Below are 15048 nucleotides of genomic sequence, written 5' to 3' on the forward strand. Positions count from 1 at the left end.
ACCCACCCATTAGCCTGAGGACGAAAATGACATCATCCAAAGCAAAGATTGTCTATACCCTGACCGACGAGGCACCTGCCCTCGCGACACGGTCGCTTCTTCCCATCCTGGAAACCTACGCCAAGCCGGCTGGCATTGAATTCGAAACCAGCGACATTTCTCTCGCGGCGCGTATTCTGGCGAACTTCCCGGACTACCTTGAAGAAGACCAGCGGGTTCCGGATGCGTTGGCTGAGCTGGGCGAGTACACCAAGGACCCGGATGCCAACATCATCAAGTTGCCGAACATCTCTGCTTCCATCCCCCAGCTGCGCGCAGCCATCAAAGAGCTGAACGAGCAGGGCTACAAGGTTCCCGAATACAAGGAAGATCCGGAGACCGACGAAGAGAAGGAAATCCAGTCCCGCTACGCCAAGGTACTGGGCAGCGCCGTTAACCCGGTTCTGCGCGAGGGCAACAGCGATCGTCGCGCCCCGGCAGCGGTCAAAGCCTTTGCCCGCAAATACCCCCACACCATGGGCGAATGGAGCCCGGCGTCCCGGACCCACGTTGCCCACATGCGCGGCGGTGACTTCTACTCCAGCGAGCAGTCGGTCACCCTCGACAAGGCCACCACCGCCCGTATCGTGTTCGAGAACAAGCAGGGCAAGCAGACCGTTCTGAAATCCGAGCTTCCACTGCAGGAAGGTGAAGTGCTCGACGGCATGTACATGAGCAAGAAAGCGCTGGTCAAGTTCTTCGAGGACGCCATCGAAGACTGTGAGAAAACCGGTGTGATGTTCTCCCTGCACGTGAAAGCGACCATGATGAAGATCTCCCACCCGATCGTGTTCGGTCACGCGGTGAAGGTTTTCTATCGGGACCTGTTCGACAAGTACGGTGATCTGTTTGATGAAATCGGGGTTAACCCGAACAACGGCCTGTCCAGTGTGGTCGAGAAAATCAAGCAGTTGCCGGAGTCCAAGCAGGAGCAGATCCAGGAAGACCTGCACGCCTGTTACGAGCACCGTCCGGAAATCGCGATGGTCGATTCCGTCAAGGGCATCACCAACCTGCACGTACCGAGCGACGTGATTGTTGACGCCTCCATGCCGGCGATGATCCGCAACTCCGGCAAGATGTGGGCCCGTGACAACAAGCTCAAGGACACCAAGGCGGTCATGCCGGAGTCCACCTACGCCACCATCTACCAGGAAGTCATCAACTTCTGCAAGACCCACGGCGCCTTCGATCCGACCACCATGGGTACGGTGCCGAACGTGGGCCTGATGGCGCAGAAGGCCGAGGAGTATGGCTCCCACGACAAGACTTTTGAGATCAAGGAAGACGGTGTGGTCCGGGTCATTGCCGAGGACGGTACCGTGCTGACCGAGCACAACGTCGAGAAAGGCGATATCTGGCGCGCGTGCCAGACCAAGGACCTGCCGATCCGCGACTGGGTCAAGCTGGCGGTCAGCCGTGCCCGCGCCACCGGTATGCCGGCGGTGTTCTGGCTCGACGATGAGCGTGCCCACGATGCCCAGCTGATCAAGAAGGTCGAGACTTACCTGAAGGATCACGATACCGAGGGTCTGGATATCCGCATCATGTCGCCGGTCCGTGCCATCCGCTGGACCATGGAGCGCCTGATTCGCGGCCTGGACACCATCTCCGTCACCGGCAACGTCCTGCGCGACTACCTGACGGACCTGTTCCCGATCCTGGAGCTGGGCACCAGTGCCAAGATGCTGTCCATCGTGCCGCTGCTGAACGGCGGTGGCCTGTATGAAACCGGTGCCGGCGGTTCCGCGCCGAAGCACGTGCAGCAGCTGATCCAGGAGAACCATCTGCGCTGGGATTCACTCGGTGAATTCCTGGCCACGGCAGTGTCCCTGGATGAGCTCGGTGAAAAGCAGCGCAACGAGCGTGCTCGCCTGCTGGGTCAGACCCTGGACAAGGCCACGGAGCGCCTGCTGGAGAACAACCAGTCGCCGTCCCGGGTCACCGGTGAACTCGATAACCGTGGCTCCCACTTCCACCTCGCCCGCTACTGGGCCGAGGAACTGGCCAAGCAGGACAGCGACAAGGAGCTGAAGGAATTCTTCGCCAAGCTGTCCAAGCAGCTGGAGGAGAACAAGGACAAGATCCTGGAGGAAATGACCGTGGTTCAGGGCCAACCGGCCGATATCGGCGGCTATTATCACCCGCCGATGGAGAAGGTCTGCGAGATCATGCAGCCAAGTGCGACCTTGAACAGGATCCTCGAGGAGGCTCGCGCCTCGGTTAAGTAAGGCTGAGGGGCGGGCCTGAAGGGCCGGTCCCTCCCGAAAAACCCGGACAACCTACCCAGGTTCTCCGGGTTTTTTGTGTCTTGGTGATCGTCGTCTGGTCTTTAGCGAGGGTCCTTGCGGGTTTCCCCCGCCTGGCGCAATTGCTTCATGGTAATCGGCGGCCCGAGCAGTTCAAACAGAACGGTTGAGCCGATCACCAGTGGCAGGATAAAGATCATTTCCGGCATCCGGTCGGTTGCGACCAGCGCCAGCCCCATCGCCACACCAGCCTGGGGAAGCAGGCAGGCGCCGGTGTGCACACGGATCTTGTGCCCGGAGCCGGCCAGCACCCCGCCAACATACCCCCCGGCGACCCTGCCTATCATCCGAACGAGGATGTAGACCGCACCGATTAACCCGAGAGTTGGCAGCACTTCCCAGTCCAGGCTGAAACCGGCCAAAAAGAAGAACATCGCCAGGAAAGGCTCGACGATGCCTTCGATCGAACGAAACGGACGGATGTGGTGATGCGCCCTGTTGGCGACGGTCACACCCAGCGCCATGCAGGTCAGCAGATACGAAACGTCGATGGCTCCGGCAATTCCCGCCGCCAGAAAAACGAATCCAGCTGATTCCAGCAGCATTGGCTCACCGGGCTTGAGGCGCCCGGTGAGCCAGGCCATGGGTAGCCCAAGCAGGGCTCCCAGGGCGATGGCCCCGACTACCTCGTAGAATCCATGGCCAATGGTTTCTATAAGCTCAGCGCCGTTGCCGGACACCAGTTCAGCAAACACCAGCAGGACACTGAACAGTATCGCACCCCAGGCGTCGTCGATGGCCACCACCTGCGTCACCAGGCGAGTCAGTGGCCCCCGGGCGCCGGCTTCCCGGATCACATCCAGAGTGGCAGCCGGGTCGGTAGCGGTGGCAATTGCGGCCAGCAGGAGCGCGGCGACCAGGTTTTGAGTGACCAGCCAGATGCCCACAAAAATCAGCAGCGCGGTGATGAGCGTCACCGCGAGGCTGATGACAATGGCTTCGCGGCCCTGTCGGAGATCGCGGAAGGACATCCGTTCCCCGAGCAGAAAGCCCACCATGGCAAGCGTCAGTTCGGTGACCAGGGAGAAATTGTGACTCACTGATAGGGGTATCAGGTCCAGCATTTCCGGTCCGGCCAGGGCGCCCACCAGCAACAGCAGCGTCACCCGGGGAACGTGGACCCGCTGGCCCAGGGAGTGGGCCGCGAGGGCCACCAGCATGATGCCTCCGATCAACAGCAGATCCAGTGCGTGGGACACCCTTCACTCCTGTTGAAGTGGCAAAAAGCGACCGTTCACCAGTGTGGCGAGGTCGTCGGGGGCCAATTCAATTTCCAGCCCCCGTCGGCCGGCACTGACAAAGATGGTCTTAAATTCCCGGGCCGAGGCGTCGATGAAGGTCTTCAGCCGTCGTTTCTGGCCCAGTGGACTGACCCCGCCGAGCACGTAACCGGTGCTGCGCATGACCTCCTGGGGATCGGCCATGGCTGCTTTCTTGCCATTGGCTGCCCGGGCCATCCGCTTCATGCTCAACATGGCACTGACCGGAATCACGCCAACGGCCAGTTCCTTGCCGTCAATGGCAACCACCAGGGTCTTGAATACCCGACGGGGGTCGGTCCCCATCTTGTCGGCCGCTTCGGAGCCGTAACTCTCGCTGGCGGGGTCGTGATCGTACTCGTGGATGGTGTGGTTGATCCTGGCTTTCCTGGTGGCGGTGATCCCCGGGGTCATGGCGTCTCCTGCCTGATTGTCCGTTCTGAAAAGGTAACACAGTCAGGGTGGAGAATAGCGCCCCCATTCCCGGCATGACTCGACTTATGTCAGAAGAATGACTATTTTCTCGGCATGACACTATCCAAAACAGGCTGCTCATCGCCAAGGCCGCCACGCAAACACGCGGTACTGGAATGAAACAGTCCAACGAGCGCAAGCTCCCCGATCAGTTGCTTCCGGTCCGCCGGGCTCTCTGGGTGGCGCTGACCTATCTGCTGGTCGGGTTTGCCTGGATCGGGTTTTCCGACAGTCTGTTTGAGTCCTGGTTTCAGGACCCGGAAACCCTGGCCCGATTCCAGACCTGGAAGGGGGCCTTCTTCATTCTGGTCACCGGACTCGTTCTGTTCGTCGTGATCCTGCGCCAGCTCTACCGGGACCGCGCCCTGCTCAGGCTCCAGTTCGCTCAGCGCCAGGCGCTCCGCGCGCGGGAGCGCCAGCTGACCGTACTCATGGATAACCTTCCCGGCATGGCGTATCGCTGTCGCTACGACAGCCAGTGGACCATGCTGTTTGTTTCCGATGGCTGTATTGATCTCACCGGTTACGAGCCGGCGGCCCTGGTCAACAACCGCCAGCTCAGTTTTGCCGACCTGATGGACCATGCCGCCAACGAACGGTTGCAGCGGGAGGTGAAGGCGGCGCTGGACCGGGGTGAGCCGTTTTCGGTGGAGTACTCGCTGATCCGCAAAGGCGGCGACGAGATCTGGGTGTGGGAGCGGGGCCGTGGCGTCGTTGACGATGATGGTGAAACGGTGCTGGAGGGCATTGTTCTGGATATCTCTGACCGCAAGGCGCTGGAGAACGAACTGGCGGAACTGGCGACCCGCGATTCGCTGACGGGTCTGCTCAACCGGCGGGAGGTGTCGAGGCTCCTGGAGGAAGAACTGGAGCGTGCCAGGCGTTATCACCGCACGATGGCCGTACTCTGGATCGACTTCGACCATTTCAAGGAGGTGAACGACACCTGCGGCCATGCCGCCGGTGATTCGGTCCTGAAGGCGGTCAGCGCGCTGTTGCTGGACAGCGTGCGCACGGTCGATTCGGTGGGTCGGTTTGGCGGCGAGGAATTTGTGATCGTGTTGCCGGAGATGGAAGTGGTCGAGGCCCGGGAAACCGCGGAGCGGCTGCGGCGTCAGGTCGCTTCCATGCCGCACCCTCTGGGGGACGGTAACACCGTGCCACTGACCATCAGTATCGGAGTGGCGGTCTATCCCAGTCATGGCCTGACCGCTGCGGACCTGTGTGCGGCCGCCGACAAGGCCATGTACCGTGCCAAGGAACAGGGCCGCAACTGCGTTTCGATGGCAGAGCTCTCCGAGCATGTTCATAATGGTGCCTGAATCGCCGATAACAAAAGAACATTGAATAAGGTTGTACCCGAATGAATCGAATCGCCCGCCGTGCCCTGCACACCTGTGATGTTCCCAAAGACCTGTCTGCCGTCACCTACCGTGATGCCGCCGGTGAGCACCCTGACGCGGCCGGTGTCAGTTCGGAGGCGATTGACGCCATCTGGAGCAGTGTCGAGGCGTTGTATCGGACTGGCGTTCATCCCGGGTTGCAGCTGTCGGTGCGCCATCGTGGTGAACAGGTGTTGCATCGGGCCATCGGGCACGCCACGGGCAATGGTCCCCGGGACAACGCCAGTGTCCTGAAGACACCGATGACGACCGAAACCCCCGTCTGTTACTTCTCCGCCTCCAAAGCGGTCACGGCGTTGCTGATCCACATGCTTGCAGAGCATGGGCTGGTGAGCCTGACCGACCCGGTGGCCTATTATTGCCCGGAGTTCTCCCGGGGCGGCAAGCGAACGATCACCCTGCACCAGGTGCTCTCCCACCGTGGCGGGATTCCGGCGATCCCGCGGGAAACGCCTATCGACGTATTGTGGGACAAGGATGAAATCTGGCGTCTGCTGTGTCAGGCCAAGCCAGTGGAGGTGGATGGCGCTAAAGTGGCCTACCACGCCGTGACCGGTGGATTCGTGCTGCAGCGGGTACTGGAAAAGGTCACCGGCAACAGTATTGAGCACTACCTGGACACGCACTTGCGCCAGCCCATGGGTATGAAGTGGTTCACTTACGGGATTGCCCCGGAGCACCTGCACGAGCTGGCGACCAACTACGCCACTGGTCCGACCCCCCGGTTTCCGGTCTCGTGGATTGTCAGCCGCGCTCTGGGCAGTGATATCCGGACTGTGGAGCAGGTCTCCAACGATCCCCGGTTCCAGGAAGCGGTCATTCCCGCCGGTAATTTGTGTGGTACCGCCGAGGAAATGGGCCGCTTCTTCCAGATGATGCTCAATGGCGGGGTCTGGAACGGCAAGCGCATCTGCAGTGAAATGACGGTTCGGCGGGCCATACAGCAGTTCGGTTCGCTGCAGATTGACCGGACGATGATGATTCCCATGCGCTTCAGCGCCGGCATGATGCTCGGTGGAAACCCGGTGGGCTTGTGGGGACCGCAGAGCCGTTACGCCTTCGGTCACATTGGCCTGATTAACAAACTGTGCTGGGCGGATCCGGCGCGGGATATTTCAGTCAGCCTGCTCAATACCGGCATTCCCATTGTTGGGCATCACCTGCCGGCGCTGGCGAAATTCGTCTACACCGTCTGCAATCGCTTTCCCCTGATTCCCGAGAGCCAGCGGCCACTGGTTGCGGCCTGAATTCACAGGGTCCGCAACTGTTCCTCAAGAATGCCCAGCACTGACGACAGGATGTCCCGGAAATCTGTCAGTGTCTGGGTGCGCTGAATCACCTCCTCCCGGTTTTCATCCAGCCGCTCGAGTTTCGGTACGACCCTGCGAATGCCCTCGGTGATCACTTCATAGGGGTAGTGGTGGTCCTGGATGCTGAGTTTGTTTATCTCGGACACTTCCTGGCTGAAAATGCTGATGATGTCGTACAGCATATCCTTGTGATGAATGCTGCTGGCTTCCCAGTAGGCATCGTCCAGCAGCTCGAGCAGGGACAGGTATTCACGGAGGGTATCGGCGACGGAGGTCTGGGTCATGGCAGTTCCCGGGCGTTGGTCAGAATCATACTGAAAAATCTGCATGTTACAGGGAACTATAGCAGGGCTTTTTGCGTGTGAAGAGCAGGTCCTCGAATCGGGTCCGGCAATAAAAATGAAACTAAATTCATTTTTATTGCACTTTGCCGGACAGATGGGCAGACTTCCGAAATGGGAACAGGATCTATCACGACTCACTGGACGAGAAGACGAATGGATAAGCCCCCTCAGACCTTCGCCGACCGATCCGAACGAACGGTCAAGCTTGATCACCATGACAGCGTTCGTGACCATGTTCACCAGCAGGTCAGCTCGGAAGTCGAGCGCCTTGAACGGCGCATCGAGACCCTGCGACTGACTAAAGCGCCCCACGCTGCGATCATGATCTCCACCTACGAGCGAATGATTGATCGCAAGAAAGGTTTTCTCCAGAACTGGAAGCTGACTGGCAGGGGCACCTGCTAGCCGGTCGAGCTCCCGTGACCGTTCACATCCGCAAGCCGGTTTGCCGGGTTGGATAGCCCGCCGTTGCGGTATCCTGATTGAGGCAATAATCCGGATTGGCCATGGTCTGGCCCGGATTGTCCGGATCCTCCATCTGGGGAGGCTGATCCAGCGACGTGAAAACCTCCACCGACGGGCCGGCATAGTCCATCTCGATCTTCAGGCAATCGACCGTGTCCCCGGCGAATTCGAATTCCGGACCACCCTGTGTGCCCTCACTGGTTCCAACCGCAGTGCCATCGATTAACACGGTATCGGTGTTCAGATCCTGATATTCCCGGATAAAAGCCAACTCCCTTTCCCCCTTGATGACCAGGCTGCCCTCGGCGTGCAGGCGTGCGCCGTCATTGTAGCCGGAGGTCTGGAAATCGCGGGCTCGGAACTCGGTGCCCAGGGTGGCGCTGGGGCGCGTGGAGTCAGCCGGGAAGTCGCCCGACGCCACCCAGCTGATTACCCGCGTCACCAGGCCGGAGGTATCCGGTGTGTATACCCACTTTGCAATCGGGTAACGCCAGTTGTATTCGGTCACGGGCAGCCCTTCGGTGAACGCTTTCTGGTCCGTGAAGCGGATGGAGACGTCGTTGGTGGTGTTGCTGTATTCCCCTGCCTGGCCAGCATCAATGCGTGAGCTGATGTACTGGCGGGCATCAATGAAATTGGCGACCTCGTTTTCACCAATGACCCTGCGCATCAGGTCCATCGGGTTGCGTACCGATTCGATTGACGGCCCCGCATCCTGCGCATAGGTCAGTCCGAGAAACAGCGCCAGCTGGGTGCGAATGCCGTCGGCAATGGCTTGGGCCTCACTGTTATTGGCATCGGCCGGCTCCACGGCCGGTACCAGGTCACCGAACAGGCTGTTTTCGGTCTGTTCGGTCAGGGTGAACGTCGAGAAGGTGAGATCCACGTTGGTGGCGGGATTGAAGGCGGTGGGTCCGGAATCCTCAGGACCGCAGCCAGCCAGTAACAGCGTGGCGAAGGCAATTGCACTGAACTTGCAGAAATGTCTCATTTAGAACGGCTCTGGGGTGCGCGGCAGTTGGTAAACGGCTAAAGTGATTACCCGCAGGGCTGTTAGCCCCGCCTCGAATGCTGACAATAAACGATAATATAGGCATCTACCCTCGCGGAGATCACATTTTGCGGCAACGGAATCATCCGGCATTCACCGCAGTGGCTCGCTCCCTGCTGGCCCTGCTGCTTGTTCTGACGGCCTTGGTGCCGGCGGTTGCCGGAGCCCAGGAAGCCTGTCGAGAGGGTGATCTGGTCCTGAGAAGTGGTACCGCAAGTGTCAGGGACCTGGGCAACTGCATCTGGTACCTCGAAGATCCGGATCAGCAGCTGACGTTCAATGAGGTCAAGGATCGGGGGCTCAATGCTTTCACCCGCCACGAGGGCGGTGTCCTCAATTTTGGCTATACCGAGTCGGCCTACTGGACCCGGTTTGATATCCGCACCCGCGGAACCGCAAGCGATACCGAATGGATCCTGGAGCTGGCGTTGCCGCTGGTCGATGAGGTGCGGCTGTATCTGGTTCGCGGGGGTAAGCTGGTCCAGCAGAGTCGCGCCGGTTACCTCGACAACTGGACCCAGCGCGACCTGGCCGTCCCCAATCCGACCTTCCGTCTGTCGCTGGCACCGGATGCCGTGAACACGGTGTACCTGCGAATCACCAACACCAACACCTTCCGCCTGCCGATCAGTCTGTGGCACCCGGACAGTTACATTGAAAAAGTATCGGTTGACGAAGTCGTTCGCGGTCTTCTGCTCGGCGCGGTTTTGGCGATATTGGCCTACAACCTGTTCGTTGCCGTATCGGTTCGTGAGCGCAGCAACATTTACTACGTTCTGTACCTGGTGTCCGCCGCCATCTTCATCGTCACCGAACAGGTGCATGGCATCCAGTTGCTGGACAGCCGGCCGGCGCTGTTCAACAAGGAGTACCTGCATTTCCAGATCATCATGACCTGGTTCTGGGGCCTGCTGATGGCCCGTCACCTGCTTGAGACCCGGGAGCGTTCCGCCGATCTCGACCAGGTGCTCCGGCTCTGCCTGTACTCGGTGGCGACGACCTTCGTGTTGTCCCTGTTCCTGCCCTATCACGTGGCCATGGAGTGGATCGTGCTCGGGTCGGTGGTTCTCAGTCTGGTCCTGATCGTGGTCAGTTACCTCTCCTGGCGCTATTACAACCCTGCAGCCCGAGCGTACTTCTTTGCGTGGACCCTGGCGCTGATCGGGTTCCTGGTATACGCCCTGACGGTCATGGGCATTCTTCCGCTGAACACGCTGACCAATTATTCGCCACAGATCGGCCTCACTGCCCAGATCATCCTGTTCTCGTTCGCACTGGCGGATCGGATCAAGCAGGTTCAGGGCGAGGCGCTGAGCTGGAGCCAGCGGGCCCTGTCAAACCTGCAGCGCTACCAGTCGCTGTTCGATAACGCCATTGAGGGGGTGTTCCAGATGTCACCGGACCGCCGCTTCATCACCGCCAATCCGGCCATGGCCGAGTTGATGGGCTACAACAGCAGCCGGGAGTTGCTCAAGCGTAACCCCGATGTACTGGAAACCTGCATTGCCGATGACCGGCTGCGGCGCCTGGTGGTCCAGCAACTGGAGGCCCGCGGCACGGTTAAAGGGATTGAGGCCCGGTACCTGACCCGGGACGGCGAGGAACGCTGGGCCAACATTTCGCTGCACACGGTGTATGACGCCGATGGCGAGCCGGCTCATCTGGAAGGCACCTGCATCGATGCGACCGAGAGCCACCAGCGCCAGCGCATCGAGCGTGAGCGCGAACAGGAGCGGCTGGAGAAGGAGCTGGCCCGCAACTCGGCCGAAGCCAAGAGCCAGTTCCTGGCCAACATGAGCCACGAAATCCGGACACCGCTGGCCGCCATCATCGGTTATGGCGAAACCCTGCTGGACCCGGATCTGAGTGATCAGGAAAAACACAGCAGCGCCGAAACGGTGGTCCGGAGCGGGCGTCACCTGCTGGACCTGGTCAACGACATTCTCGATCACTCCAAGATCGACGCCAACAAGCTCGACGTGGATGTGGTGTCGGTCAATCTGCCGGAACTGCTGGACGAAATCCGGGCCTTCTTCGCCCCCCGCGCCCGGGAAAAAGGACTGGATTTCAGCATCATCTGCGAGTATCCATTGCCTGAACAGGTACTCACGGACCCGACCCGGTTCCGGCAAATCATCATCAATCTCTGTGGCAATGCGCTGAAATTCACCGAAAAGGGCTCGATTTCCCTGGTGGTTCGTTGCGATCGCGACCATGAAGAGCTAATTGCCCGGGTCGTTGATACCGGCATCGGCATGAAGCCGGAGCAACTGGGTCGGCTGTTTGATCCGTTTGCCCAGGGCAGTGCCGCCATTTCCCGCCAGTACGGGGGCACCGGCCTGGGGCTGAGTATCTCCCGCCGGCTTGCCGAGATGCTGGGGGGCAGCATTCAGGTCAACAGCACGTACGGCGAGGGCAGCGAATTTGAACTGTCGATCCGCACCGGCTCGCTGGCGAATGTCCATTTCCTGCGGGACGCCTCCGAGCTGAGCCAGCGGCGGCGTGCCATCCCGATGGTGGTGGCGCCGCGGTTGAGCGGACGTATCCTGTGCGCGGAAGACAACGAGACCAACCGGCGACTGGTGTCGCTGCTGGTATCCCGGACCGGAGCGGAACTGGTCCATGTCGGTAATGGGGCCGAAGCCCTGGACCTGGCCCTGCGTGAAGAGTTTGACCTGATCCTGATGGATATTCAGATGCCGGTCATGAACGGCCGGGACGCAACCGCAGCGCTTCGGGAGGCTGGCGTCAACATTCCAGTGATTGCATTGACGGCTAACGTCATGTCCGAGGACATTGCCGACTACCGGCTGGCGGGCTGCAATGAGCATCTGGCCAAGCCCATCGACAAGCAGCGGTTTTACGAGACCCTCGCCCGCTACCTCACGGTTGATCCGGACCAGGGCCGCAGGCCGGACCGGGAGTTCATTGGCCGGGTTCTGGTGGCGGAAGACAACGATGACAACCGCCGTCTGGTGGAACGGATGCTCGGCCGACATGGGCTGGAGGTGCTGTCGGTTGCCAGCGGCGAGGATGCCGTACGCCGCGCCCTGTCAGAATCCATCCAGTTGGTGCTGATGGACAGCCACATGCCCGGCATGGACGGTGTCGACGCGACCCGGTTGCTGCGTCAGACTGGTTTTCGGCGGCCCATCATCGCGTTCACCGCCGGCGACCAGAAAGAGACCGATGCCTTGTTGGAGGCAGGGTGTGACGGGGTGCTGGACAAGCCCATCGACCAGACGCACCTGCAGGCGTTGCTGGAGCGTTTTCTGCAACGGCCGTCCGGCAGTCGGGAGGATAGCCAGGACGACGAAATCGAGGGTCTGGTGCCGCAGTTCCTGAACGGACTGGCGGGCCGTCGGGTCCGGATGGAGACGGCGTGGCAGGACCGGGACACCGAACCTCTCAAATCGGAAGCGCATCAGATCAAGGGCACCGCGGGTGCCATGGGGTATCCGGCCATGACCCGGCAGGCCGGCGTGGTCGAGACTTTGCTGAAAACCGAAAGCCCGGACTGGGACCGGGTTCGCGGCGAGCTCGACACGCTCAATGACATGATAGACCGCGCGCGCACCGCTGCGGAGATCCCGACGTGACCGTAACCAGAAGAGTAACGACAGGAACAGGCCAATGACCGACAGCCAACCCCGCAGTGAGCAGTACAGCCTCAGCATGATGTACGGGACCTACGCCGATATCCTGTTCGTGTTGTTCCCGTTCCTCGTAATCGGTATGCAGCGGCTCTGGGAGGGCCGACTATACGAAACCCTGATGCGTCCGGACCTGAGCATTGCCGCGGCCATCCTGGCTGGCCTGGCGATTGGCAAGTTCGTGCTCGGGCTGGTGACCAACCGGGACCTGGGTCGTTACAAGGAACGGATCGTCTTCTTCATTGCCCTCACCCTGTTTCTGGTGCTGGGGCCGTCGATTATCCTCATACTGAGCATCATCGGCAGTGCCGAGGTTCCGGGCTTTGTCGCCTTCGTCCAGCCCATTCTGCTGATCATTGCCATCTCCCTGTATTCGACGGCAGTGAGCATCAGTAACATTCTTATCCGCTCCGGTGCCGAAGAGCTGGTGTCCGAAGCTGGCGTGAGTGACCCGGCGTCGGCCTCCGGGCGAGCGTCGGCCCCGCGTCCCGCGCCGCTGGATCTGCCGAGGCGAACGGGTAATGATTCCCTGTGAGAGTACTGAGACAATGTCCGGATGCAAGAGTAAGACAGGAGACAATCAATGAGTGACCTCAGGGTTCTGGTAGTGGAAGACGAGCCGGTCATGAGGGAAAGACTGATCGAGATGCTGTACCGGGCCGGTGCAACTCAGGTGTCCGAATGTGTGGATGCGGCGGCGGCCAGGGCCGCATTTGCCGACCAGGAGTTCCAGATTATTCTGCTGGACCTGGGCTTGCCGGATGGCGATGGCCACGAACTGATGCAGGAATTCAAAAAGATCCGGGCAGAACAGCACATTGTTCTGGTCACGGCGGACGACTCCATCGACAGCATTCAGCGCGCGATCAGTGCCGGCGCCAACGGCTATGTTGTCAAACCCTATTCCCAGGAAAAGATCCACGACGTGGTCAACAACTACGCCATGGTCCATGGCGGTGATATGGCCATGATGCAGGGCCTGAACCGGCGCCACTGACCGGTTCGGGCCTGTCCGGCATGGCCGGAAACATGGACGGGCGTCAGGCAACCTGACGCGCGATCCAGGAGTTGTAACGGTTCGCGAGGGCCCGGACATATCGGGCCTCCGCGCCATCCAGGTTGCCCAGCACACCTTTGAAGATCCAGCCCCGTTCATAGAGCCCGAGCACCCGCTGCTCGTCATCCAGGTTGACGCGCTGGTTCAGTTTCCTGCAAATCGCATCCAGCAGCGGCAGCTTTTCGGGACGCTTGAGCGGGCCCTGGCGACCGGGGATGGGCTGGTTTGCTGCTCGTGTTGTCGGATGTCTCTTCATGATGTTCTCCTTATCGTTTTGCGGCTGCAAAAACAAAAACCCCGGAGCCTGGGCAACCGGGGTTTGGCGGAGAAGCTGACCCGGTCGCTGCTATGGCTCCCGGGACTGACCGAAAGCCGTTAGATATCTTTCACCATGGCGCGCGCAGATTGCGCGGAACGGCAATCCGGGACGGTGTTGAATCGGGACTGTGAGATTATTCCGGTCATAACGGCTCTTTCAGGGTTCGGTTCAGGATCAGTGTATCGGTTGTCTGGCGGTTTGCAAGCGTCCGAAGGCTTCGGCAAACCCGTACAGACGGCCTTGCCCGGAGCACGCATACTTCGCCATGTCACGTGTTTTTACGTTGTGCAATCCATGACTTCTGCCGCGCCAGAAGTCGAATGGATCTCTCCTTTCTACGCAGCCCGCTGGGCTGCGTTTTTTTTGGGTAGTGGAAAGCTCGTAGCCACTACTTCGTACAGATCTTCTGCGTCATTTTGGCGATAATTCGCACACTAACTTATCGTTGAAGTCACCAGACACAGAGGTTGAAACCTAAGTAAATGGCCGATAAAGCCGGATCTGTCCGCAAGAAATTCCATTCCCACATCGTAATTGAAACCGTTCTGGTCGTCGCCCTGGCGCTCTACATGCTGATTGCACGACACCAGGCTGTGGGCGAGGATCTTGTCTTCACCGTTGCCGGCGCAGGACTGATGGCGCTGGTCACCTATTGGACGTTGAACACGCTGAGGGATGGTCTGGAAGTGATCGCTATGCGGTCTCGCCGTTCCAGGGCCTGATTTTTTCCCAGGTCTTGTGAAGAATCAGGGCGTCATTGGCCGCCCGGTGCACCGGTAATCCGAGTTCCGAGATCACCTGCTGGCGAACGCCGGACCATTCCCGGACCTGCGGTGTGTCCAGCAGCATGGAAATGGACTCAAGCTGGAAATTTGGCCGAACCCGGGCTGCCCGGTACAGGCGGTGGAGCCAGAAACTGTCAAAGGTCCAGGCGTCGCAAAAGACCTGTCCCGGCAGTATTTCGTTCAGATGGAGCGCCACTTCCCGCACGGATGAGCCTTCCGCTTCCAGCGTCGCCCGGGAAATCCCGTGGATGCGTTCGGCGCTCTCTGACCAATCCTGCCAGAGGACGTGGGGTGCAATGAGCCAGCTGTGCAGCGTACCATCCGGCATGCAGATGCCCACCTCGATCGGGTAGCTCGCAATCAGGTCGAGGCTTGAGGCCTCAAAATCAATGAACGCCGGGCGGATGTCAGTGGTCATTGGCTCAGTGTAGTCGTTACGTTGTTTTTCGCTGAGTTTACTCGCCCCGATGCCGAGACGCGAACCCAACCTGTGCGTGCACTGTTACAATATGTCCATTCATTGTAAAAGCCCGATGACAGCTGTCTGTCTCGGGGGGCGGAAGTAAACCAGTCCGGCCCG

The 15048-nt window shown here is 60.1% G+C and carries 14 protein-coding genes; 8 read left to right on the forward strand and 6 right to left on the reverse strand.

Translation table 11 applies throughout. The annotated features are described in order from the left end of the window. The first annotated feature begins 26 nt into the window (after positions 1-26). On the forward strand, positions 27-2270 hold the full coding sequence (locus K0B93_RS12645) for an NADP-dependent isocitrate dehydrogenase (protein ID WP_219867547.1): 2244 nt from the start codon (positions 27-29) through the stop codon (positions 2268-2270). Between the two features lie 101 nt (positions 2271-2371). Here K0B93_RS12645 and K0B93_RS12650 read toward each other — a convergent pair whose 3' ends face one another. Continuing rightward, the gene (locus tag K0B93_RS12650) at positions 2372-3547 is read right to left on the reverse strand and encodes a cation:proton antiporter (protein ID WP_219867548.1); all 1176 of its coding nucleotides are present in this window, start codon (positions 3545-3547) and stop codon (positions 2372-2374) included. A gap of 3 nt (positions 3548-3550) precedes the next feature. Continuing rightward, entirely contained in the window at positions 3551-4021 is a 471-nt protein-coding gene (gene ybaK / locus K0B93_RS12655; RefSeq protein ID WP_219867549.1) for a Cys-tRNA(Pro) deacylase, read from the reverse strand. Positions 4022-4197: 176 nt separating this feature from the next. Between ybaK and K0B93_RS12660 the strand changes: the two genes are divergently transcribed. Continuing rightward, entirely contained in the window at positions 4198-5403 is a 1206-nt protein-coding gene (locus K0B93_RS12660; protein WP_219867550.1) for a GGDEF domain-containing protein, read from the forward strand. A gap of 41 nt (positions 5404-5444) precedes the next feature. Further along, on the forward strand, positions 5445-6731 hold the full coding sequence (locus K0B93_RS12665; RefSeq protein ID WP_219867551.1) for a serine hydrolase domain-containing protein: 1287 nt from the start codon (positions 5445-5447) through the stop codon (positions 6729-6731). Positions 6732-6733: 2 nt separating this feature from the next. Here the strand turns inward: K0B93_RS12665 and K0B93_RS12670 are convergent, their stop codons facing one another. Continuing rightward, on the reverse strand, positions 6734-7078 hold the full coding sequence (locus tag K0B93_RS12670; protein WP_219867552.1) for a hypothetical protein: 345 nt from the start codon (positions 7076-7078) through the stop codon (positions 6734-6736). A gap of 213 nt (positions 7079-7291) precedes the next feature. Between K0B93_RS12670 and K0B93_RS12675 the strand changes: the two genes are divergently transcribed. Then, positions 7292-7543 carry a hypothetical protein gene (locus K0B93_RS12675; protein WP_219867553.1) on the forward strand — a complete coding sequence of 84 codons (252 nt, stop codon included), beginning with the start codon at positions 7292-7294 and terminating at the stop codon, positions 7541-7543. 22 nt (positions 7544-7565) lie between these two features. Here K0B93_RS12675 and K0B93_RS12680 read toward each other — a convergent pair whose 3' ends face one another. Beyond that, entirely contained in the window at positions 7566-8594 is a 1029-nt protein-coding gene (locus K0B93_RS12680) for a hypothetical protein (protein WP_219867554.1), read from the reverse strand. Positions 8595-8722: 128 nt separating this feature from the next. On the opposite strand from K0B93_RS12680, the gene K0B93_RS12685 reads away from it, so the two are divergent. From K0B93_RS12685 to K0B93_RS12695, 3 genes are read left to right on the forward strand one after another with little or no spacing between them, the layout of a single operon-like run. Beyond that, positions 8723-12253 carry a response regulator gene (locus K0B93_RS12685; protein ID WP_416383202.1) on the forward strand — a complete coding sequence of 1177 codons (3531 nt, stop codon included), beginning with the start codon at positions 8723-8725 and terminating at the stop codon, positions 12251-12253. A 34-nt stretch (positions 12254-12287) separates the two neighbouring features. After that, positions 12288-12842, forward strand: a complete 555-nt coding sequence (locus K0B93_RS12690) for a hypothetical protein (RefSeq protein ID WP_219867556.1) — start codon at positions 12288-12290, stop codon at positions 12840-12842. A gap of 48 nt (positions 12843-12890) precedes the next feature. Continuing rightward, positions 12891-13304 carry a response regulator gene (locus K0B93_RS12695; RefSeq protein ID WP_219867557.1) on the forward strand — a complete coding sequence of 138 codons (414 nt, stop codon included), beginning with the start codon at positions 12891-12893 and terminating at the stop codon, positions 13302-13304. Between the two features lie 43 nt (positions 13305-13347). On the opposite strand, the gene K0B93_RS12700 is transcribed toward K0B93_RS12695, so the two are convergent. After that, the gene (locus K0B93_RS12700) at positions 13348-13620 is read right to left on the reverse strand and encodes a hypothetical protein (protein WP_219867558.1); all 273 of its coding nucleotides are present in this window, start codon (positions 13618-13620) and stop codon (positions 13348-13350) included. Between the two features lie 545 nt (positions 13621-14165). Here K0B93_RS12700 and K0B93_RS12705 point away from each other — a divergent pair. Beyond that, entirely contained in the window at positions 14166-14405 is a 240-nt protein-coding gene (locus tag K0B93_RS12705) for a hypothetical protein (protein WP_219867559.1), read from the forward strand. Here the strand turns inward: K0B93_RS12705 and K0B93_RS12710 are convergent. Continuing rightward, entirely contained in the window at positions 14377-14886 is a 510-nt protein-coding gene (locus K0B93_RS12710) for a hypothetical protein (protein WP_219867560.1), read from the reverse strand. The two genes, K0B93_RS12705 and K0B93_RS12710, sit on opposite strands and share 29 nt — an antisense overlap. Between the last annotated feature and the right edge of the window lie 162 nt (positions 14887-15048).

The sequence above is a fragment of the Marinobacter sp. F4218 genome, from assembly GCF_019443085.1.
GTDB classification, from domain to species: Bacteria; Pseudomonadota; Gammaproteobacteria; order Pseudomonadales; family Oleiphilaceae; genus Marinobacter; species Marinobacter albus.

Bases quoted from the DNA above. Each gene is read 5' to 3' on its own strand.
- K0B93_RS12645 (WP_219867547.1), top strand. From the start codon at position 27: ATGACATCATCCAAAGCAAAGATTGTCTATACCCTGACCGACGAGGCA.
- ybaK (WP_219867549.1), bottom strand. From the start codon at position 4,021: ATGACCCCGGGGATCACCGCCACCAGGAAAGCCAGGATCAACCACACC.
- K0B93_RS12660 (WP_219867550.1), top strand. From the start codon at position 4,198: ATGAAACAGTCCAACGAGCGCAAGCTCCCCGATCAGTTGCTTCCGGTC.
- K0B93_RS12665 (WP_219867551.1), top strand. From the start codon at position 5,445: ATGAATCGAATCGCCCGCCGTGCCCTGCACACCTGTGATGTTCCCAAA.
- K0B93_RS12670 (WP_219867552.1), bottom strand. From the start codon at position 7,078: ATGACCCAGACCTCCGTCGCCGATACCCTCCGTGAATACCTGTCCCTG.
- K0B93_RS12675 (WP_219867553.1), top strand. From the start codon at position 7,292: ATGGATAAGCCCCCTCAGACCTTCGCCGACCGATCCGAACGAACGGTC.
- K0B93_RS12680 (WP_219867554.1), bottom strand. From the start codon at position 8,594: ATGAGACATTTCTGCAAGTTCAGTGCAATTGCCTTCGCCACGCTGTTA.
- K0B93_RS12690 (WP_219867556.1), top strand. From the start codon at position 12,288: ATGACCGACAGCCAACCCCGCAGTGAGCAGTACAGCCTCAGCATGATG.
- K0B93_RS12695 (WP_219867557.1), top strand. From the start codon at position 12,891: ATGAGTGACCTCAGGGTTCTGGTAGTGGAAGACGAGCCGGTCATGAGG.
- K0B93_RS12700 (WP_219867558.1), bottom strand. From the start codon at position 13,620: ATGAAGAGACATCCGACAACACGAGCAGCAAACCAGCCCATCCCCGGT.
- K0B93_RS12705 (WP_219867559.1), top strand. From the start codon at position 14,166: ATGGCCGATAAAGCCGGATCTGTCCGCAAGAAATTCCATTCCCACATC.
- K0B93_RS12710 (WP_219867560.1), bottom strand. From the start codon at position 14,886: ATGACCACTGACATCCGCCCGGCGTTCATTGATTTTGAGGCCTCAAGC.